The sequence below is a fragment of the Campylobacter showae CC57C genome (genome assembly GCF_000344295.2).
GTDB classification, from domain to species: domain Bacteria; phylum Campylobacterota; class Campylobacteria; order Campylobacterales; family Campylobacteraceae; genus Campylobacter_A; species Campylobacter_A showae_B.
The window spans coordinates 1-20,353 of record NZ_AOTD01000272.1; the positions used below are offsets into that span (position 1 = coordinate 1).

The 20,353-nt window shown below is 48.7% G+C and carries 24 protein-coding genes; 12 read left to right on the plus strand and 12 right to left on the minus strand.

Annotated features, from left to right (window positions below; translation table 11 throughout):
- The first annotated feature begins 123 nt into the window (after positions 1 to 123).
- The 5 genes from H740_RS11235 (at position 124) to H740_RS11250 (ending at position 3,236) form a co-directional block, all read left to right on the plus strand.
- Positions 124 to 906: a tetratricopeptide repeat protein gene (locus H740_RS11235; protein WP_002953925.1), complete on the plus strand. Its 783-nt coding sequence runs from the start codon at positions 124 to 126 to the stop codon at positions 904 to 906.
- 132 nt (positions 907 to 1,038) lie between these two features.
- Positions 1,039 to 1,266 carry a hypothetical protein gene (locus tag H740_RS12330; RefSeq protein ID WP_231679363.1) on the plus strand — a complete coding sequence of 76 codons (228 nt, stop codon included), beginning with the start codon at positions 1,039 to 1,041 and terminating at the stop codon, positions 1,264 to 1,266.
- Positions 1,267 to 1,326: 60 nt separating this feature from the next.
- Positions 1,327 to 1,620 (plus strand): flavin reductase family protein, encoded by a 294-nt coding sequence (locus H740_RS12335; RefSeq protein WP_231679364.1) that lies wholly within the window; start codon positions 1,327 to 1,329, stop codon positions 1,618 to 1,620.
- Positions 1,621 to 1,730: 110 nt separating this feature from the next.
- Complete coding sequence (locus H740_RS11245; RefSeq protein WP_002953926.1) at positions 1,731 to 2,489, plus strand: SDR family NAD(P)-dependent oxidoreductase; 759 nt, start codon at positions 1,731 to 1,733, stop codon at positions 2,487 to 2,489.
- A 111-nt stretch (positions 2,490 to 2,600) separates the two neighbouring features.
- Positions 2,601 to 3,236, plus strand: coding sequence for an NAD-dependent epimerase/dehydratase family protein (locus tag H740_RS11250; RefSeq protein WP_002953927.1), 636 nt, complete (start codon positions 2,601 to 2,603; stop codon positions 3,234 to 3,236).
- Positions 3,237 to 3,552: 316 nt separating this feature from the next.
- Here the strand turns inward: H740_RS11250 and H740_RS11255 are convergent, their stop codons facing one another.
- The 4 genes from H740_RS11255 to H740_RS11270 all read right to left on the minus strand — a co-directional run bounded on the left by H740_RS11255 (position 3,553) and on the right by H740_RS11270 (position 7,146).
- The gene (locus H740_RS11255) at positions 3,553 to 4,275 is read right to left on the minus strand and encodes a DUF6683 family protein (RefSeq protein WP_002953928.1); all 723 of its coding nucleotides are present in this window, start codon (positions 4,273 to 4,275) and stop codon (positions 3,553 to 3,555) included.
- Between the two features lie 255 nt (positions 4,276 to 4,530).
- On the minus strand, positions 4,531 to 5,202 hold the full coding sequence (locus H740_RS11260) for a cysteine hydrolase family protein (protein WP_002953929.1): 672 nt from the start codon (positions 5,200 to 5,202) through the stop codon (positions 4,531 to 4,533).
- 133 nt (positions 5,203 to 5,335) lie between these two features.
- Entirely contained in the window at positions 5,336 to 6,334 is a 999-nt protein-coding gene (locus tag H740_RS11265) for a sensor histidine kinase (protein WP_002953930.1), read from the minus strand.
- Positions 6,331 to 7,146, minus strand: coding sequence for a DUF234 domain-containing protein (locus H740_RS11270; protein WP_002953931.1), 816 nt, complete (start codon positions 7,144 to 7,146; stop codon positions 6,331 to 6,333). The genes H740_RS11265 and H740_RS11270 overlap by 4 nt, the downstream gene beginning before the upstream one ends.
- A 115-nt stretch (positions 7,147 to 7,261) precedes the next feature.
- On the opposite strand from H740_RS11270, the gene H740_RS11275 reads away from it, so the two are divergent.
- The 5 genes from H740_RS11275 (at position 7,262) to H740_RS11295 (ending at position 11,095) form a co-directional block, all read left to right on the plus strand.
- Complete coding sequence (locus tag H740_RS11275; protein WP_002953932.1) at positions 7,262 to 8,554, plus strand: aminotransferase class V-fold PLP-dependent enzyme; 1,293 nt, start codon at positions 7,262 to 7,264, stop codon at positions 8,552 to 8,554.
- Positions 8,551 to 9,183, plus strand: coding sequence for an SEL1-like repeat protein (locus tag H740_RS11280; RefSeq protein WP_002953933.1), 633 nt, complete (start codon positions 8,551 to 8,553; stop codon positions 9,181 to 9,183). The genes H740_RS11275 and H740_RS11280 overlap by 4 nt, the downstream gene beginning before the upstream one ends.
- Positions 9,184 to 9,687: 504 nt before the next feature.
- Positions 9,688 to 10,122 carry a hypothetical protein gene (locus tag H740_RS11285; RefSeq protein WP_002953934.1) on the plus strand — a complete coding sequence of 145 codons (435 nt, stop codon included), beginning with the start codon at positions 9,688 to 9,690 and terminating at the stop codon, positions 10,120 to 10,122.
- A 97-nt stretch (positions 10,123 to 10,219) separates the two neighbouring features.
- Positions 10,220 to 10,456: a hypothetical protein gene (locus H740_RS11290; protein ID WP_002953935.1), complete on the plus strand. Its 237-nt coding sequence runs from the start codon at positions 10,220 to 10,222 to the stop codon at positions 10,454 to 10,456.
- A gap of 189 nt (positions 10,457 to 10,645) precedes the next feature.
- Entirely contained in the window at positions 10,646 to 11,095 is a 450-nt protein-coding gene (locus H740_RS11295) for a hypothetical protein (protein ID WP_156318426.1), read from the plus strand.
- A gap of 253 nt (positions 11,096 to 11,348) precedes the next feature.
- Here the strand turns inward: H740_RS11295 and H740_RS11300 are convergent, their stop codons facing one another.
- The 8 genes from H740_RS11300 to H740_RS11335 form a co-directional block, all read right to left on the minus strand.
- Positions 11,349 to 11,900: an NAD(P)H-dependent oxidoreductase gene (locus tag H740_RS11300; protein WP_002953937.1), complete on the minus strand. Its 552-nt coding sequence runs from the start codon at positions 11,898 to 11,900 to the stop codon at positions 11,349 to 11,351.
- A gap of 105 nt (positions 11,901 to 12,005) precedes the next feature.
- Positions 12,006 to 12,608, minus strand: coding sequence for a thiamine phosphate synthase (gene thiE / locus H740_RS11305; RefSeq protein ID WP_002953938.1), 603 nt, complete (start codon positions 12,606 to 12,608; stop codon positions 12,006 to 12,008).
- Positions 12,601 to 13,380: a bifunctional hydroxymethylpyrimidine kinase/phosphomethylpyrimidine kinase gene (gene thiD, locus H740_RS11310; RefSeq protein ID WP_002953939.1), complete on the minus strand. Its 780-nt coding sequence runs from the start codon at positions 13,378 to 13,380 to the stop codon at positions 12,601 to 12,603. Before thiD ends, thiE begins: the two co-directional genes overlap by 8 nt.
- Positions 13,381 to 13,424: 44 nt before the next feature.
- Complete coding sequence (locus tag H740_RS11315) at positions 13,425 to 14,156, minus strand: hypothetical protein (protein ID WP_002953940.1); 732 nt, start codon at positions 14,154 to 14,156, stop codon at positions 13,425 to 13,427.
- Entirely contained in the window at positions 14,156 to 14,872 is a 717-nt protein-coding gene (locus H740_RS11320) for a basic amino acid ABC transporter substrate-binding protein (protein ID WP_002953941.1), read from the minus strand. Before H740_RS11320 ends, H740_RS11315 begins: the two co-directional genes overlap by 1 nt.
- A gap of 60 nt (positions 14,873 to 14,932) precedes the next feature.
- Positions 14,933 to 15,754: a basic amino acid ABC transporter substrate-binding protein gene (locus H740_RS11325; RefSeq protein WP_002953942.1), complete on the minus strand. Its 822-nt coding sequence runs from the start codon at positions 15,752 to 15,754 to the stop codon at positions 14,933 to 14,935.
- A gap of 12 nt (positions 15,755 to 15,766) precedes the next feature.
- The gene (locus tag H740_RS11330; protein ID WP_002953943.1) at positions 15,767 to 16,495 is read right to left on the minus strand and encodes an amino acid ABC transporter ATP-binding protein; all 729 of its coding nucleotides are present in this window, start codon (positions 16,493 to 16,495) and stop codon (positions 15,767 to 15,769) included.
- Positions 16,488 to 17,198, minus strand: coding sequence for an amino acid ABC transporter permease (locus tag H740_RS11335; RefSeq protein WP_002953944.1), 711 nt, complete (start codon positions 17,196 to 17,198; stop codon positions 16,488 to 16,490). Before H740_RS11335 ends, H740_RS11330 begins: the two co-directional genes overlap by 8 nt.
- 141 nt (positions 17,199 to 17,339) lie before the next feature.
- Here H740_RS11335 and putP point away from each other — a divergent pair, with 141 nt between their 5' ends.
- Together putP and H740_RS11345 are read left to right on the plus strand one after the other, a co-directional pair.
- Positions 17,340 to 18,830: a sodium/proline symporter PutP gene (gene putP, locus H740_RS11340; RefSeq protein WP_002953945.1), complete on the plus strand. Its 1,491-nt coding sequence runs from the start codon at positions 17,340 to 17,342 to the stop codon at positions 18,828 to 18,830.
- On the plus strand, positions 18,831 to 20,078 hold the full coding sequence (locus H740_RS11345; protein ID WP_002953946.1) for a DUF2130 domain-containing protein: 1,248 nt from the start codon (positions 18,831 to 18,833) through the stop codon (positions 20,076 to 20,078).
- Positions 20,079 to 20,353: the final 275 nt, after the last annotated feature.

Genomic DNA, 20,353 nt, shown 5'->3' on the forward strand with positions numbered 1-20,353 from the left:
AATTTAAAGGGCAAATTTGCCCTTTAAATTATTCTCGGCACCTTGTAAAAAGCTGCAAATTTTAATTATAATAATGGGCATTAGCCTCGCAAGGGCGCTAAGAAAATAAATTTAAGGTATAAAATGAAAAATTTGATCGCGTTGATACTTTTTGCTATCGCGGCTATGGCCGGCGAGCCCAAAAAAGGCGAACTAAGCCCCGAAAAAGAGGCGTTTTTAAGCGCTAGATACGAGGAGCTCAAAAAATCCTGCGCCCAAAAGGACGCGAGAGCCTGCAAGCGAGTGATCTTGTTTTATCAAAAACAGGCCAAAAAGCAAAACGAAAAAGACATCCGCGAGGCGATGCAAATTTTACTCGGCGCGTGCAAGGAGGGCAAATTTGACGCGTGCGCAGCGGCTGGCGAAATGTACATAAATAACAAAGACTTCATCGCCGCAAGGGAGATTTTGAGCCCTGTTTGCGATAGCGGCTATCAGGATGCTTGCGTGCAGTACGGCAAGAGCCTTGAGGCTGACGGCGCGCCAGGCAAGGACGAAAAACGCGCGAAAAAACTATACGAAACCGCATGCGAAAAGGGCTCGGCGCTAGGGTGCGAGCATCTGGGACTAGCGATCGGCAGCAGCGCGCCGGAGCAGGCCGTGGGCTATATGCGCAAGGCGTGCGAGATGGACGCTTGGCGATGTTTTAGATTCGGCACGATGGTGATGCCTTACGGGGCCAAGGAAGGGGTAATGGCGCTTGTTAGAAGCTGCCACGAAACGGATATGCTCGCAGGCTGCATCATGCTAGCTAAATACCACGAAAAAGAGCTGCGCGAGATCTCCGGCGAGGCTGAGGTGAAGCGGCTGCATGCGAGGCTTTGCGAGCTGGTGCCGTACGGAGAGCACTGCCAAAAGGCGCGGTAAATTTAGCTAAATTTGCGGTTTTTGGGTTTGATATGGCGGGTCCGGCGAGGCGAGGGTAAATTTGAAGTCAAATTTAAAAGCACTCGCTAAGACGGACTAAAATTTAACAAAAACCAGGTCAAAGGAGCAAAAATGGCTATCATCAAAGTCGATCTACAAAAATCATATCGTATCTTAAACCCGGGTGCGACCACGCTCGTATCGGCCAAATATGATGGCGATGTCAATGCGATGGCGATAACGTGGGCGCAGACGCTTGACTACGACAAGGTTACCATCGTGCCGTACAATGGCTCGTACACGAGGACGCTCATCCAAAAGAGCGGGTATTTCGCCGTGCAGATCCCCACGGCAGCGTAGGCGGAGCTGGTTAGCGAGCTTGGCGCCGAAAACAACTCGCGCTTTGATAACACAGACAAGATGAAAAACGTAGAAATTTTTTATAAAGATGATTTCGATGTGTCGCTGATCGCGGGCTGCGCCGCATGGCTCGTTTGCAAGCGTATCCCGGAGCCTCACAACGAGCAGAGTCATGATCTTTTCATCGGCGAGGTCGTCGCGGCGTATGCGGACGAGCGGATCTTTGACGGCGGATACTGGCTGTTTGAAAAGATCCCCGACGAGCTAAAAACGCTTCACTACGTCGCCGGCGGTCGGTATTATCTGGACGGCAAAGCGGTAGATACCAAATGCACGCCCATAAGCGACGAATAAAACGCCCCGCAAAACGCGGGCGAGTTTGTAAATTTAAGATGAGTGCGCGCACAAATACGCGGCGAGCTTCGGTAAAATTTCAAACTAAAGAATCTAAAAAAGGATAGAGAATGAAAAAATATATCGTCATCACCGGCGCAAGTTCGGGTATCGGAGCGGCTGCGGCAAAGGCGTTTGCAAGGCGCGGAGAAAATTTGATCCTAATCGCGCGCAGAGCGGAGCTTCTGCAAAGCTTAAAGGACGAGATCGCTAAAATTTCGCCTAAACCAGACGTCCTGATTAAAATTTGCGACCTTGCGAATAGCGAGAACGTCCTGACGCTTTGGGACGAGCTAAAAAGCTACGAGCTAAAGGCGCTCATAAACAACGCGGGTTTTGGAGATTACGGCGCGGTCGGCGAGCGCGATCTATCCAAAATTTCACAGATGCTGCGGCTCAACGTCATCTCGCTTACGCTGCTAAGCCACCTCTTCGTACGCGACTACAAGCGCAAGCCCGCTCAGCTCATCAATATCTCCTCCGCGGGCGGCTACAGTATGGTGCCAAACGCCGTCACCTACTGCGCGAGCAAGTTTTTTGTAAGCGCCTTTACGGAGGGTCTGCACCGCGAGCTGGCGCAGGATAAAGAGGCCAAAATGCAGGCTAAAGTTCTAGCGCCCGCCGCGACTAGGACGGAGTTTGGTCCCGTGGCGACGGATGACGCCGGTTACGACTACGACGCGGCTTTTAAGCGCTATCATTCAAGCGAGGAGATGGCGGAATTCCTACTTGCGCTTTATGATAGCGACGCATGCGTGGGCACGGTGGATCGAAACAGTTTCGAGTTTAGCTTGGGAACCCCGCGATTTGACTACGCGGGCAAATGCTAAAATTTATGCATTATGCGTCGCGCGACGAGACATAAAATTTGAGCAACGTAATATCGGAGCTAAATTTGATCTCAAAGCACGATAAAATTTAAAGAAATTTAAGGAGCGAAAATGGGAAAAACGGCTTTGGTATTGGGCGCTACGGGCGTCGTGGGCATGGAACTGGTGCGCGAGCTTTGTGATAGCCCGGATTACGATGAGGTAGAGGCATGGGCGCGCCGCGAGATAGGCTTTTGCCACCCTAAGCTTCGCGCGCGGATCATTGATTTTGAGGGTATCTCGGATATCGCGCCGCATAAATTTGACGAAATTTTTTGCGCGCTTGGCACGACGATGAAGCAAGCCGGCAGCCGCGGGCAGTTTTATAAAGTAGACGTGAACTACCCCGTAAATATCGCAAAATGGGGCATCGCATCAGGCGCGCGCCGTTTCGCGCTCATTTCGTCGCAGGGTGCGGACGAGCGGTCGAGATTTTTTTATCTGCGCGCAAAGGGCAAGGCGGAGAAAAAGATCGCCGCACTGGGTTTTAAAAGCTTGCAAATCGCGCGACTGCCTGCGATAAAAAGCGAGCGCGAGCAGGTGCGTATGGGCGAGCTCTTTACGATTTGGCTGTTTGGGCTTTTGCCGAAGTTTATCTTAACGAACTACCGTCCGATGAGCGCGAAAGATATCGCGGCATCCGTCATCGCCGCCGCGCAGACGGAGGCTAAGGGCGTGCAAATTTATCATCCAAGAGAGTTTATTTAGAAGCAAAACCGTAAAGGCGATTTTGGCTTTAAGCTTTTAAAAACGCCGAAAAATGCGCCCGCTATTTTAAAATAAAAAATCGGCCGAATTTTACAACGCGCGCGGCTTTATTTAAATTTGACCCTTGAGCGCGGTTTGGCTATTTGCTCGGTCGCGGCCAAAAGTCGGGTGTGTCAAAAAAGCTCGCGTTTATGTTTGGCTATTTACCTTACTGCGGCCAGAAGCGTCGCTAGGACGACTTTTGTGCCGCAATCCGCCTAACAGGTAGCGCGAGCCTGCACGTAGTTTTGATTTGCTCGCGCAAAAATCAAAACGCCTACTTAAAGACTATGCCGGATGCGGTAAAATCCATTTGCTCCGGTTCTACGTTTAGTAACGATTTAAAAACCAGCTTGCCTACAGCTTTTAGCTCTGCCTCATGCTCGGGATTTGGATACTGCTGCAACTCCTGCTGCATCGCCATCAGCAAAAACCCAAGCCCCATAGATATCTGATACGAGTTCATCATTTCCGTAGCTTTTCCCTCAAACAGCTCCGGTTTTTTGCGCAAAAACTCGGCGATCTGCAAAAATGAGGGCTTTACGGCTTCGTCCGGCATCGGATGATTAAAATACGCCGCATAAGCGCCTCCTAGCAGCGCCACGATGCCGGTCGCCACGTTTTCTTTGGGTATGCCGTATAGCTGCTCGACGCTGCCGTTTAGCTTATCTATGCCCTCTACTAGCAAGCGCCGCCCCTCGTTTTGCTGCGCGGCGGGGAAAAGCTGCGCTATCTGCTCTATGCCGTCCATATCCAAAAAATGATCTCCAGCTCGTACCAGCGCGCCCGTATAGAGTATATCGGTCTTGATATCTTTGACATAGGCGGAATCATCGGGCGGATTTAAATTTTTCTTCGCCTGATTCATAGCGCGGTTATACGCATCCTGCCGCAACCACTGTTCGTTAAAATCAATCGTAAAAAACGCCTGCGCGCTGCTAAAACACATCACCGCCCCAAGCGCTGCCGCGCTGACTCGAATCTTGCCTAAAATTTTCATAAAACGCCTCCTAATACAAATTCATGCGGTAGCTCCGCATTGCCCGCATTATACCTAAAATAACGCGGCTACGATCTTTTTTATTCTGATTGCCTCTACGCTGCCGCCGCGCAGATGGAGGCTAAAGGCGTGCAAATTTATCATCCGAGGGATTTTGCGCAAACGCATAGCAAGTAGTCAAATTTCGCGCTTTAGCTCAAATTTGACGCCGCTAAACGCTTAAATTTACTAGCCACGCCTTTGATAAAATCGGCGCTAAAATTTAATTCCTCGCACGACCTGCGCGCCAAGGCCCGTTTGCATATGCCGCAAAAACATCGCATGATAAAAGTCCCCCTCGTGCCCCGGCGCGTCGTATGTGGCGACGAGATTTGCTGGCACTAGGACTTTGCGCCTGATGTTTGCTTCGTTTGCGCTAAGTTTTAAGTGCGAGACTAGCTGATAGACGCAAAGGTCGGTGCAGTCGCCGAGCACCACGAAGGTGTCTATGTGCGGATTTTGTGCGAGAAATGCGTTAAAATCGGTGCAGTAAGCCGTGCTCAGGGAGTTTTTGCGAAAGATTTTTATTTCGTCAAAAAACGGCAATTCGCGCAGTTGCGGTATCGTCTTTGCGCCCTCTGTACCTTTGACCGCGTGCGGAGGAAATGCGTCAAATTCCGCACAGTTTGCCTCGTGGCTATCCTCGAGTAGCACGAGATTTCTAGCACCCGCCGCGTAAGCTGCGCTAAGAGTCTGCGCTATACCGTCCGCGATCGCGCCCACTCGCGGGCTAGCTAGCGGGCCAGTGCTGCAAAATCCCTCTATCATATCCACGCTGATAAATGCGGTGTTTGCCGCCTCGCCAGCTAAAAGTTCGCTAAATTTGATCTCCTTTAGCCCCTCAAACCACACCGCTAAATCCTCTAAAATTTTCGCGTCAAATTTCATTTTCTCTCCTTGTTTTGGTTGTTTTTATATTTGTTGTTCGGCTCGCCGAAGCTAATCTCAAACCGCGAGCCCCCCTAAATTTCGCGTTCAAATTTAATCTCGTCCAGCGTCAAATTTCATCAAATTTACCCGCCTAGCCGCCCGTCTTTGCGGGCAAATTTACACAAAAGCTCTTTGGCTCAAGCTCGATTTCGATGCTGCCGCCGTGGGCTTGGACGATTTGCAAGCACAGGTGCAGGCCTAGGCCGTTGCCCTTTAGCTTGCTCGTTTTAAACGGCTCAAAGACCATGGCCTGGTTTTTGATCGGCACGCCGCTATCGGTCACGGCAAATTTATGCTCACCGTCGCAGTATCGGTAGTCCACGCGCACCCAGCCCTCGTCGTCCTCGTTTTCCTCGACCGCGTCGATCGCGTTAAATAGCATGTTTTGAAACACCATTGCCAGCAGATCGCGGTCGCCCACATAGGGCAGGTCGGGGAAATCTAGGCTAAATTTGATCTCCTTGCCGTATGTGTAGCACTCTATGGCGGCCTCGCATTCGGATTTTAGCTCAGCTAGGTTAAATTCGCGCGCATTTATCGTGAGGCCTTTTGTGAAAAGCAAAGTAGCCTTGATGATGCGCTCGACTCGCCAGATCGCCTTTTGCATCTGCTCGACGACTGGGCGAGCGCGGTCGTCCGCCTTTTTTATCAGCGTGGAGGCTAGCAGCGAGATCGAGCCCACGGGGTTGCGTATCTCGTGGGCTAGGTGGGCTGCGACCTGACCCATCGAGGCTAGGCGCTCGGTGCGTTTTTCGGTCGTTATGTCGGTTGCGGAGATGATTTTTTTGCCCTCTTTTTGGGCGATTTTGATGAGGTAGATTTGCCCCGCGGCGCTTATCTCGCCCTCATTTTGCGGGATAAATTTTAAAATTTGCCCGAGTTTTAGGGCTTCGGAGTTTTGTAAAAATATCTCGCCCGTCTCGTCCAAAACCCAGATTGCGTTTGGCAAAATTTCCACGATATCTTTGATAAAGCCTTGCAAATTCGCATACGACGCGGTCAGGTTTTTGTACTCGCGCTCTATCAGATAGGTCTGCTCGATCAGGCTTTTTAGTCCGTCCTGGACGCTGGTTTTATCGATCTGGGTCATAAAAGCTCCTCGAAATTTTCTAAATCAAAAAGTAAAATTCGGTCGTTTTTTAGGCGGCGCACTTCGTTGCTAAAGCCGCTTTTGGAAAATAGCGCGACGGCATCCGGCACAAAGCCTAGGCGTTCGCATTTTTTAAGGAGTAAATTTACCACGTTTTTGCAAATTTTATGCTCTTTAAATTTAGCTTCTCCGACGACTATGCGACCTTCGATACTCAAAAATATATCTATCTCGATATTTTTCGCCCACAGGCTCCGCACCCGTGCAGGCTGGGCACCTAGTCTAAACGCCAAAAGCTCGCGGCAAAGCAGCTCAAAGCCAAAGCCCGCGTACGAGTCAAACTCTCGTCTGATAATCTCCATCAGTGCGGCCTTTTCTCTGTTTTTTAAAAGGGCTAAATTTGGCTCGATGAAATAAAACCAAAACCTAGTAAAATTGTCGTTAAAGACCACTTTATCCTGCGCCTTATCGCGCTCGGGTAGCTTTTTGGCTTTTTGATATTTGCTTTTTACGCGCGGTTTTTCTAGCGTCTTTTCGATGCTAACTACGCCTGAGTTGATCGCAGCGGCGTAAATTTTTAGGATGAGAGGGCGGGGCAGAAATTTATTTAGAGCGTATTTTTTGCGGTCGTTTTTAGCAAGCTTGCAAAGGGCAAATTTAAGCTCGTTTTCAAAAGGCGCGTCAAAGCTAAATTTGAGCGACAAATCCTCAAATTTATCTAAAATTTCTTTTTCTATCGCCTCGAAAATATCGTAATAATTCGCTTCAAATTCTAGCGCGTCAAAGACTAGATGAAAGTAAATAAGCTGCAAGATATCAAGGTGCTTAAAGCGCGCGTAGCTTGATTTTAAGGTGTAGATTTTTGCTCCTTTTTAGCCCATTTTAGCACAACTTTGGTTATAATCTCTTTTTTTATAAGGAAAAATTTTGGTTAGCATCGACGAAATCAGGAAAAATATTATTTTAAAAAAAGGCGTGCGCTACTTTGACTACACGGCCTCGGGTCTAGCCTACGCACCTATCGAGCGTAAGATCGCAAAATACCTAAAAACCTACGCCAACACGCACTCAGAAAGCGCCTCAAACGCGCTAAAGACGCAAAAACGCTACGAAAAAGCAAGGCAGAGCCTAAAAGACGCGCTGGGGCTTGACGAGCGATTTTATCTGATCTCAGCCGGCTGCGGCGCGACGGGAGCTATAAAGAAATTTCAAGAGATCATGGGGCTTTACTTGTCGCCTATGAGCGCGAACCGCCTGGGCGAGGAGAGGCTAAAGGGCGCAAATTTGCCCCTCGTCATCGTTTCGCCCTACGAGCACCACTCAAACGAAGTCAGCCTACGCGAGGGGCTGTGCGAGGTCGTGCGCATACCGCTAAGCAAGAGCGGGGAGATAAATTTCGGCAGGCTCGATCAACTGCTCAAAATCAACTCAAAGCGCGAGATCATCGGCTCTTTTAGCGCGGCCTCAAACGTCACGGGGATAATCAGCGACTACAAAAAAATCTACGTGATGATGAAGCGATACGGCGCGACCGTGGCCTTTGACGCGGCGAGTTTTAGCTCGCACGATAACCTCGACGCGGATTACTTCGACGCGCTGTTTCTCTCGCCGCATAAGCTTTTAGGAGGCGTGGGCAGCTGCGGACTGCTCGCGATAAGAAAAGAACTCGTAAAATCAGACAAACCGACCTTTGCCGCGGGCGGGACGGTTAGCTACGTGAGCCGCAGCTCGCATTTTTTTGCGCCTAGCATAGAGCGCACCGAGGAGGGCGGCACCCAGCACGTGATGGGGCTAATTAGAGCCTCGCTAGCATACAGACTGCGAAACGAGGTCGGCCTAGACGTCATAAAAAGCCGCGAGGATGAGCTTGCAAAGCTATTTTGCGAGGGACTGGATAAGATCCCCGAGGTCGTGAGCTACTGTCCGCGCGCAGTGCCGAGATTGCCGATTTTTGCTTTTAACGTTAAGGGCGTTTCGCCCTATGATTTTGCTGAGGCGCTGAGCGAGGATTACGGCGTGCAGACCCGTGCTGGGTGTGCGTGCGCCGGCCCGTACGGACACGATCTGCTCGGACTAAAAGACGATCAGGAATTTGATCAAAAGCCCGGCTGGGTGCGCGTGAGCCTGCACTACTCGCACACGCAAAAAGACGTCGCCTATCTGCTAAAGGCCATCAAAAAAACTATCAAAAAATTTAAAACCAAAAAGGATAAGAAATGAATAAAATTTTAGCCGCGGCCTTGTTTGCCCTTTGCGCCGTTTGCGCGCAGGCAAAGCCGTTTAGCCCCGAGCAGTACGCAAAAGTACTGCGCGAGTATAACTCCGTCGCAGGCGCGAACAACTACTTTGAAAGCGGTAAATTTAAAGAGGAATTTAATCTTCGCAAAAAATACTGCGACGAGGGTCTAAGAGACGCATGTGGCGATCTGGGGCTGCTCTACGTTACTGGTCTAGGCACGCCAAGAGACAGCAAAAGAGCGGGCGAACTACTAGGGTACGCCGCTAAAAACGGCGAGTTTAAGGCCATCTCGCAGTACTACGAAACAGCGCTTGACATAGCTCGAGCGGCGGAAAAATATCCGGACGACAAGGTCACGCAGCACCTAGGAGCCGAGTTTAAAAACTCGCTAGAGCAGTGCAAAGCCTACAAGGGCGACCGCCACGTGTGCTTCCGCGCGCTGGTGATCAGCGGTATGCTGCCAAAGGGCGAGGGCGGCCTGGGACTATCGCAAGCTGAGTTTGCCAAGACGTGGGAGGATATCGTCGTGAGTGACGTCGAGCGCAACGGCATGAACGACTCAAAAGTAAACGCGCTGGCAAAGGAGCTGGAAGGACTAGCGGCGCGGTAAATTTGCGGGCTTTTGCGGCGTAGATTTGCTTTTTTGATCAGGCGATCCGTCAAATTTGACCGTCCGGGCTTTTGTCTTTTGCGGGCGGCTTCGCGTCTCATGTAAATTTATATTACTTGGCTCAAATTTGACGCGTCGGCAATTGCTAGGCTTAAATTTGGATTGATTTTTGGGTAAATTTATCCAGCGGCGTAGAATTTGTTTTACTCAAATTTGACTGCTTTTTACGGATAAATTTAGCTCGCTCCTTATTTTGCGGCTTGCGAGCTTTTGCCCGGCGGGCTTTACGGCTATCTTTACGGCGTAAATTTGCTAAATTCTGCTAGCGCTCGAGCAAATTTGGTCGTCAGGCTTAAAGCCTTCGCTTGCGCTTTTTTGCGCGCGGTTAAATTTATGTGCCCGCGCGGGTTTTGCCCCGCTCAAATTTGACGTATTTTTGTGCCCCGCTCAAATTTGCGCGGCGTTAATTTTTACGAATTTATAAAAACTTTGGAGAAAATTTAGATGCGAGATTCGCGCGAGTTTCAGGTCTTAGCGGGCGAGGCCAGAAACGTAAGGTGGAGCGCGGCGACGGATGACTGCGTTTTTGAGATCGCGGGCGTTAAATTTAACGCCCAAAACCTCAAAGATCGCCTCGTGCCGCGCGAAAACAACCGCCTAGCTATCGCTTACGACGCGAAAAATGAGGTTTGGAATTTTAAAAATTTGACCTCAAACAAGTGGCTCAAAAACTACGCTTGGCGCGCGCACTTTATACTATCTTGGGCGGCGATCTTTGATATCGTTCCGGGTAAAATTTTAGGCGCGATTTTTTCGATACCTATATTTTATTTAGGTAAGTATTTGTCCGAATTTGCAGGCATGACGGCCTTGTTTGCCTTTGTTGTTTTCTTATTTTTATCGCTGCCTTTTTTTGCACATATACTGGAGCGAAAATAAGAGCTTAAGCGGCACTGTCGAGGCATATCTAACTGTAAGAAAATTTTTAAATGAGATGGATTTATAAAATGGCGTCAAATTTGAGGAGATTTTTTAAATGAAAACGCAAAACGGTTTAAAACTGCTTGGCGGCCGCGTAAATTCGCTCGAGTGCGTCTATAAAGACAAAAGCGGATTTGATTATAGCTTTAGCTTGGATGGGCAAATTTTAAACGTTCGCTCGCTGCAAAGCCCGCTTTTACCGATAAACGACGGCGACGAGATGCTAGTCGTTTGCGATAAAAAGGGGCGGGTTTTGGGGCTAAAAAACCGCTCTTTAAACTCCGCGGCCTGATACGCCTATGAGCCTAGCCTCTTTTTTGCGGCTCTGTTTTTTTCGCTGTTTTTGTCGTTTGCCGCGGCTTGCGTTTGGGGGATTTTTTCTGGTTTTGACGGACGGTGGCCGCTTTTTAGCACTTTGCTACTTGTTTTTGGTTTCGGCTCTCTTGCTTTTGCTTGGTTTAAATTTCACCGCGAGGCGTCTTTGGGCTTACGCGTTAGATCGATGATTGGCGCCGCAAAAGAGACGAAGTCTAGCGGCGAGGCTGACGGCAGGGTGTGCGACCTAAGGATTTTTGAAACGAAGGAGAAGAGCTATTTTAGCGTTACGGTCGGCGATACGTTTTTATGGGGTAGCAGCCCTAAAAAGCGCGCCCTGGAGCTAGAAAACGGCGACGAAGCGAGCGTAAAATACGAAAATTTCAGGGTCATAAAGATACGAAATCGCAGCAAAAATCTGACGGCGAAAAAATCGCAAGGCTTTTTTGAGAGGGTGTTTTGGTTTAACGTCGATATCGCGATCAGCCTTTGCGCGGGGCTTGTTTTGCTCTATGCTGGGACGAAGGATTTTTGGTTTTCGCCTTTTGCTGGGATTGCCGGCTTGATAATCTTGCTCGGCGGAGTCTGCTTTAACGTGTTTTATAAAAAAGATTAGCCTTCGACGAGGCTTGGCAAATTTAGCGCGGAGACTTCAAATTTTAGCCTACTCGCCGTAAATTTGACGCTCAAATTTAGCGTGTAAAATTTGAGCAAGGCAAGCGGACTCGTCAAATTTCAAGCCTTACATGCAAATTTTGCCGGGCGCTAAAATCTCGGAGATAACGGCAATAAAGCTTAAATTTAGCGCGACCTTCGTGATTTAAGCGAGGTAAATTTACGCACGGCAAGGCCAACTGCGCCCGCTAAATTTAGCTTAAATTTCGCAAAAACTCCGCGTATTCTTTAGCTCCGCGCTCTAAATCGTCCTGGCTTGATACGTAGTCCACGCCCGGAGTCTCCTCGGCGCCGTAAAATTCAAAAAAGTCTCGGTAGTCGGCGCGAAAATAGTATTTAAACGCAAGCTCAAACGGCGTAAGAACCTCGCGCAAGCTAAAATGATAGCGTCCTTGCGGGCAGTAGTCGCTCTTTTTGATGCCCGCGGTCACGGCTAGCGCGACCTTGCGGCCCGCTATGCCGTCCGAGCCGCGCCCATAGGCAAAACCGTGCGTCATCACCGCGTCGATCCATGATTTTAAAATCGGAGGGCAGGAGAAGTTGTAAAGCGGAAACTGCAAAACTAGGACGTCGTGGGCCCTGATGAGCTCTTGCTCGCGCGCGGCGTCGATATCGCCGCCCCCGTAAACCTGCGTCAGGTCATGAACGCTAAAGCGCTGCGGCTCTTTGAGAGCCTCTTGCAGTAGGCGTTTGTTTATGACCGAGTTTTGGATGCCTGGGTGGGCTAAGATGATTAGAGTTTTCATTTTTATCCTTTTTGATCAAGCAAATTTTAGCGAACCCGGCTTAAATTTGAACGGAAGTATTTGCGCGGTTTAGCGACATAAATTTGACGTAGATTTAGCTCATTTTTACAAAAACGCTTGCAAATTTCGCAAATTTTCTTTTATGGATGCGGGGCGGTAGAGTGCTGAGATAACGGCGATGTAGTCTGGATTTAGTGCGGCGATTTGCGCGATATTTGCTGCGTTTATGCCGCCGATCACGCAAACCGGGGTACGTAAAATTTCCTTTGCGCGCATTATAGTTTCAAATTTGCAAAGCGGAGCGTTTGGTTTGGTCGGGCTCGCAAACAGTGCGCCAAATGCCGCGTAAGAAGCGCCCTCATCCTGCGCTTTGAGGGCTAAATTTAGATCGTCATAGCAGCTAACACCGATAAAAGCGTCCTCGCCTAGGATCTTGCGAGCGGCCTTTACTCTGCCGTCGTCTTTACCGATGTGCACGGCGTTCGCGCCTATTTTTGCGGCAAATTTGACGTCGTCGTTTACGATAAATCTCGCGCCGTAACACTCGCAAAGCTCTTTTAACGCAACAGCTACGCGCTCGTTTTTTGGCTCGATTTTAGTGCGGTACTGTAAAAATTTCACTCCGCACTCTAGCAGCTCGCGAGTTTGCTCTAGCACGCTGTTTTCTGGCGTTAGGATATCATCCGTGATAGCGTAAATTTCAGACATTTTCGCCCGCTGCTTTGTGATCTAGTAGCCGCATGCCGAAATTTGAGTCGTGAGCGTTTTTGATCGCGTTTGCGACAAAGGCTTTGGCGCTCCTGATTGCCGTTATCTCGTCTGCCCCGCAAGCTAGGGCGCAGGCGATAGCCGTGGCGAAGCTACACCCCGCGCCGTGCATGATTGTGGGGCGCTCTAGCGGCTCGCCGAATTTAACTATCTCGCCGCTTTTTTTATAAAGCGTGTCCTCGCAGATCTCGCTCGTTTGCGTGCGTTTTAACACCACGTCGCAGGGCAGATCCGCGCTCAAATTTAACCTCTCGCCGTCAAAATTTAACCCCAAAATGCGCGCTTCGTCTAAATTCGGCGTTGCGATGCGAGCTAGGCTCAAAAGCTCTTTTAATGCGTTTATGGCGCCCTCTTGCAGGAGCTTTGCGCCTGATTTTGCGACGCAGACGGGATCTATCACGGCGCTTATGCCGCGGTTTTGCTCCAGCCAGGCTTTGACGCAGGCTATGAGCTGTTCGTTAAAGAGCATGCCGATCTTTACTGCGTCAAATTTTAGCTCGGCGCAGACGGCTTCTAGCTGCGCGTTTAAAAACTCGGGCGCTACGGGCATTACCGTGCTCACGCCGCTCGTGTTTTGAGCAGTTAGTGCAGTGATCGCGGTCGCGCTGTAGCAGCCGTAGGCCTCGCAGGTTTTTATATCCGCCTGCACGCCGGCACCCCCGACGCTGTCGCTACCTGCGATGATTAGGATATTTTTTTTAGGATTTTTCATTGTTTTGCCTTGAGCGGTTTTGTTAAATTTATCTTTAGGCGAATTTATTTGTCGCCAAAATCCTTGCCAAACTCGACTCCAAGCTCCCTTAAATTTACGGGGCTGTTTCCTTGCGACTCCATCGGTGGCGGAGTTTGCGGCTGCGTTTGCGTAGGCTGTTCGCTCGCAGGATTTTGCTCGGTTTGATCGTTTTTGGTTGCGTTATTTTCGGCTTTTTTCGGCTTTTTCTTTGCTTTTTCGTCTTCTAGCTTTTTACCGGTTAGGCACTCGTAAATTTCCGCGTGATTTTTCTTTGCCCAGTCCTCTTTGACCTCGATTTTTTGGTATTCTTTGCTAGTAGGCGCGGCAAGGCCGTTTTTAACTAGGGTTTTGTTTAGGATTCTGCTTTCGTCGCTTACTTCGCATAGCCATCTATCGCCTAGATTTTTTAGCGTTAGTACGTAGTAGTTGCGCTCGGGACGAAATATCTTTTTGATCTCTTTGTCGTAGGATTTGTTGAAATTTTCCAGCTCTTTTTTTTCTTTTATGCATTTTGCGCTGTTATAAAATTTGACGTTTGCAAGCTTGCAAGGAGCGATCACGGCGGCGTTTAGCCTAAATATAAAGGTATCGTAGTCTAAAATTTTTTCTAGAAAAAGGACTTCTTTGACGACTTTTTCGCGTTTGGATTTGGTCGTCTGCGTGATTTGCATGTCGGTAAACTGGGCGGCCAAATTTACCGACAGCAAGGATAAAGCGCAAAATTTAAGCATAGTAAAAAATGCGCTTTTTTTCATTATTTTAGATCGTATTTTTCTAGCAGTTTGTCGTAGCTGCCGTCTTTTTTCATCTCATCGAGCGCGGCGTTTATTTTAGCGATTAGATCGGCTTGCTTGCCTTTGTCAAACGCCATAGAAAAGCCCTCGCTACCGTCGTTTTCTTTATAAAACTCCTCAAGCTCGGGATTTTTCTTTAAAAAACCGTAACCGATCGAGCTATCAAGCACGACTGCGTCTATCTTGCCTTTTTTTAGTCCCATGATTAGCGGAACCGGATCCTCGGCTGGCACGACTTTAGCGCCTGCGATAGCGTTAGCGGCGATCTCTTGGACGGTGCCTTGTTGTACGCCCACTCTTTTGCCGTTTAGAGCGTCTTTGCTCGCGATAGCGTCGTTGCCTTTAGCGCGCAAGTAGATATTTTCGGTAGCGTAGTAAGCCTGCGTGAAATCAATCGACTTTCGTCTATCGTCGGTCGCACTCATCGCGCTTGCTACGGCGTCGATCTTGCCGGTTTTTAGAGCTGGGATGAGGCCGTCAAAGCTCATATTTACGATCTTGTACTCAAAACCCGCGCGTTTAGCGAGTTCTGCCACTAGATCCATGTCAAAGCCGGTGATCTTGTTTTGCTCGTCCACGTACTCAAACGGCGGATAGTTGGCGGCGGTACCGATCTTTAGCTCGGCGGCGCCAAGCGTGGCTAGAGCCGCTAAAAGCAGCGCAAAAATCTTTTTCATTTTCTCTCCTTTAAATTTGGTTTCAAATTTAAGCCCGCGTTTTGGTACGGGCTCGTAAATTTACTTCAGGCCGTATTTTTCCATCATCTTGTCAAATTCGCCGCTCTTTTTGAGCTCCTCTATGGCGGCGTCTATTTTGCCGATTAGCTCTAGGTGCTTGCCTTTATTAAACGCTACGGCAAAGCCCTCGGTGCCGTCTGGAAGCTTTAAAAACTCCTCCAAATCAGAGTTTTGCTTTAGATACTCGTAGCCGATCGGGCTATCGGTTAGCACGACGTCGATTTTGCCCGCTTTTAGTGACAAGATCGCAGCCGCTACGGTTTCTGCAGGCACGGCTAAGTCGCCGCAGATGGATTTAGCTGCGGTCTCTTGCAATGTGCCTATTTGCGCGCTTATTTTTTTGAGGTGCATATTGGTCGCATTTACGTCGGTGCCCTTTTTGCGGATGAAAAGATTATCCGAAAAATAATAAGGCTTCGTAAAATCAACAGATTTTCTTCTCTCCTCGGTCGCGCTCATACCGCTTAGCGCGGCGTCTATCTTGCCTGTTTTTAGAGCAGGGATCAGCCCGTCAAAGCTCATATTTTGTACGTCAAATTTGACGCCTATTTTCTTGCCGACGGCCTCTATCATATCGATTTCAAAGCCTACGATCTTGTTGTGCTCGTCGATGTACTCAAACGGTGGATAGTCTGCGCTCGAGCCTACTTTTATCGTTTGCTGTACCGCTACGGGGGTTGCCTCGTTTTTTACTGCGGCGTCTTTGCTCGCGTTTTCATTCGAGCTTTGACCGCAGCCTGAAAGCATCAAAGCGGCGGCTACGAAAACGAAAAGTTTTTTAAATTTGCCGGCGGACAAAGCCGCAACGATGTTTTGTGACATTTTGACCTCCTTTTAGTGGTTTAAAATTTTACCTAGGAAATCCTGCAAACGCTGATTGCTAGGGTTTTCGAAAACATTTTTAGGCGTGTCGTCCACGGCTATTTTACCGCCGTGCATGAAAAATATCCTATTGGCCACGTTTTTAGCAAAGCCCATTTCATGCGTGACGACTAGCATCGTGATGCCCTTTGCCGCGACGTCTTTCATGATGTCTAGCACTTCGCCGATCATCTCTGGATCTAGTGCGCTGGTCGGCTCATCAAAGAGTATGACCTCGGGATTCATCGCTAGACTTCTAGCTATCGCTATACGCTGTTTTTGACCGCCTGAGAGCTTGTGCGGGAAGGTGTATTTTTTATCGCTTAGACCCACGCTTTTTAGTAGTTCGTCGGCTCTTTTTTCTGCGCTTTCTTTATCCAAAATCCCCGCTTTTATCGGAGCTAGGGTTAAATTTTGCAAGACGTTTTTATTTGCAAAAAGGTTAAAGTGCTGAAAAACCATGCTCACTTTTTGACGGATTTTATTTATATCCGTTTTTTTGTCGGTGATATCTTCGCCGTTTATCTTGATGTGCCCGCCGCTTGGCTCTTCTAAGCGGTTTATGCAGCGTAAAAACGTGCTTTTGCCGCCGCCGCTTGGTCCTATGATAGCGATGATTTCGCCTTGTTTGATATCTACGCTGATATCGTCTAGGACGCGCAAATCGCCGTAATTTTTACTCAAATTTCTAATCTCAATCATGGCGATTTAGTCTCCTCTCTAAAATTTTAACCAAAAACGTAAAGAACTTCACGCTGACGTAGTAAACTATGCCCGTGAAAATGACTGGCTCCGGACTATAAAACACCGCTTGCAGGCTTTTGCTTTGCATCGTGATGTCGATGACGCTGATGTAGCCAACGACTGATGTCTCTTTAAACAGCGAGATAAATTCGTTCGCAAGCGCAGGCAAGATGTTTTTGGTCGCCTGTGGGAACACCACCTCGCGCATCGAGACGAAGTAGTTTAGCCCCATCGCCCTTGCGGCTTCCATCTGGCCCTTATCGACGCTATTTATTCCGCTACGCACGATTTCCGCGACGTAGGCGGAGCTGTTTAGTCCAAGCGCGATTAAAGCGACGTAAAAGTTATCGCTCCAGGTCGCGAAAATCACGACCGAAAATATAAGAAGCTGCAAAATAATCGGCGTTCCGCGCAGGATATCGACGTATTCGTCGATGAGAAAGCTTAAAATTTTGATATTTAAAAACTTTAAAAACGCCAAAATAAAGCCCAGAGTCACGCCGATAGCCGTGCCGCCTATGGTGAGTCCCAGCGTCACGCCGTAGCTTTTAAGGTAAGCTAGACGTTGAGCCTCGTTTAACTCCGTCGGATAAAAATAATAAACGCCCGCGGAGACGATGACGACGAAAAACAGCGCCCTGAAAAATTTTTCGTTTAGCATTTCTTAAACCTTAAAAGTGTAATGAGGGTTAATCATACGAAAAAAAATATAAATTTAACCTTTTTTACGCGAAAAAATTATCTTTTAAACAAATTTATCATATTATCGTAACTCAAATTTAAAAAAACCGAGGGAAATTTAATGGACTATGCACGCTATATCGCCATCGCGCTGTATTTTGGATTTTTACTTTTCGTGGGGCGATACTCTTATAACAAAAACGCCAATATGGGCGAATATCTGCTCGATAACCGCCGCCTAGGGCCGGTCGTAACGGCGCTGAGCGCCGGAGCTAGCGATATGAGCGGCTGGATGCTACTTGGCGTGCCGGGCGCGCTATATGCCACGGGGCTAGCGACGATTTGGATGGTTTTGGGGCTCGTTATAGGAGCGTATTGCAACTACCTATTTTTAGCAAAGCGCCTGCGTGTCTATACCGAGGTTGCTAGCGACAGCATCACGATTCCCGATTTCTTGCAAAATCGCTTTAAAGACGAGACTAAAATTTTACGCATAGTTTCAGGCCTTTTGATTTTGATATTTTTCACGCTTTACGTTAGTAGTGGCATCATCGCGGGCGGCAAGAGCTTTGAGAGCTTTTTTGGCTTAGATTTTAAATTCGGCGCGATTTTTACGCTCGCTATCGTCGTTTTTTACACGTTTTTCGGCGGATTTCGCGCGGTTTGCATCACGGACGCGTTTCAGGGCATGTTGATGTTTTTGGTGCTTGTCGCCGTACCCGTAGTCGCATTTTGTAATCTAAATTTGCCGGACGGCGCTACCTTTTGGAGCGAGGTGGCAAAATACGGCAAAAACCACCTAAATGTCTTTTACGACCAGACTTTTTTAAGCATCTTAGGGCTCATGGCGTGGGGGCTTGGCTACTTCGGACAGCCGCACATCATCGTTAGGTTTATGGCGATACGAAGCTCAAAAGAGCTAGCCCAAGCGCGCCGCATCGGTATCGGCTGGATGGCGATCGGCTTAGCTGGAGCGATGATGAGCGGACTGATCGGCTTTGTGTATTACAGCGAGTTAAATTTGCCTCTAGCCGACCCCGGGAAGGGCTTTTTACAGCTTGGCGAGACGCTGTTTCATCCGTTTTTTGTGGGTATCATCATTTCAGCCGTGCTTTCAGCCATTATGAGCACGATCTCTAGTCAGCTTTTGGTTAGCGCAAGCTCGGTGACGCAGGACTTCGTATTTGCCTTTTATAAAAAAGAAATTTCGCAAAAAGCTCAGGTCGCAGCCGGCAGATACGCAGTCGTAGCCGTCGCGCTCGTGGCTACCGCGCTTGCTTTTAGCTTTAACGAAAGCGTGTTAAACGTCGTGGGCTACGCGTGGGCGGGATTTGGCGCGAGCTTTGGGCCGGTGTTGCTTTTTAGTCTTTACTGGCGTAGGATGAGCGCGCTAGCGGCCTTGCTGGGTATGATAACGGGTGGGGCGACGGTGATCGCGTGGATTGCGCTGGGGCTAAATTCTTACGTTTACGAGATTTTGCCTGGCTTTGCGGTCTCTTGCATAGTGATTTATCTAACTAGCCTCTACGGCGACGCGATAGACAAGATGAGCAACGAGCCAAACTCGGCCACCGTGCAGGACGAATTTGAAAAAATGAAAACGAGGCTGTAAATGCAAAGTAGCGTAAAATGCGGTAACTGCGGCGCCGAAGTCGATGTAAATTTGGCTCTTAAAACCGAGCTTGAGCTTGAAATGAAGCAAAAAATGGCGGCAGCTAGGCGAGATTTCGACAAAGAGATCGAGATTAAGAGGGCCGAATACAAGGCGCATTTAGACGCTTTGAATGCTAAGGAAAAAGAATTTGACGCCAAATTTGCCGCAGCCTTAAACGCTAAAAAAACCGAGCTAGAAAATGAAATAAAAGCAAAGCTCGAGGGCGAAAATTTAAACATAGTAAACGCCCTAAAAACCGAGCTTGAAGCTAAGTCAAAGCAGATAAACGAGCTAAATTTAAAGACGCTTGAAATAGAAAAGCTAAAACGCGAAAAGAGCGAGTTTGAAAGCGCGCTGATGGCAAAAACCGAGGCTGAGCTAAGCAAACGTCTAAGCGAGGAAAAAGAGCGACTAGGCAAGGCTCTAGCCGAGCAAAACGAGCTAAAATTTAAGCAAAAAGACGAGCAGCTAGAGGCGCTAAAAAAGCAGCTAAACGAGGCGCAAAGGCGCATAGAGCAGGGCAGCGAGCAACTGCAAGGCGAGACGCAAGAGCTTGCCATCGAGGCGTGGCTGCGGGAGAAGTTCGTATTTGACGTCATAGACGAGGTCAAAAAGGGCGCAAACGGCGCGGACGTGATGCAGATCGTAAATACCCGCGAGGCGCAAAACTGCGGCAAAATTTACTACGAGAGCAAACGCACGAAAAATTTCTCAAACGAATGGATAGAGAAATTTAAGGCCGATATGCGCGCATCGGGCGCCGACGTCGGGGTGCTAGTTAGCGAAGCACGGCCGCGGGAGCTAGAGCGCATGGGGCTGGTTGACGGCGTATGGGTGTGCAACTACGAGGAGTTTAAGGCGCTTTGTTTCGTGCTAAGGCAGGGCGTCGTGGAGCTAAATTTCGCTAGGAACTCCGCGCAAAACCGCTCAAACAAGATGGAGATGCTCTACTCGTATCTAGTTAGCAACGAGTTTAAGATGCGCATCGAGGCTATCGTGGAGGGCTTTTCTGCGATGAGCGAGGAGCTGGAGCGCGAGAAAAACGCGATGAAACGCATCTGGAAGAGCCGCGAAAAACAGATCGAAAAGGTGCGCGACAACGCGATCGAGATGTTTGGCTCGATAAAGGGGATCGCTGGAAATGCGATAGGGGAGATAAGGACGCTGGAGCTGGGGTTTGATGCTGGCGATTTTGATTCCCCATAAACAGCGGATTTTAGAATAAAATTTTCTACACCCGCCGCAGTCACGGACGACTAGTCCGCTTCTTTGCGGGTAAGAAAAATTTATTTAAACTAGGCCTATTCTGTCTGGAACACTTGTTCCATATCTTCCTAAATTTGTAAATTTTATCTGCCGAGACCCGTATCTTTAAGGCGCTAAATTTGGTTTTCAAATTTGACGCTATGTGTTAAATTTCTTAAAAACAAAAATGATTGTCTAAAGTTATCTTGCTTCTTTGTTAAGGGGGAAGGGGCTTG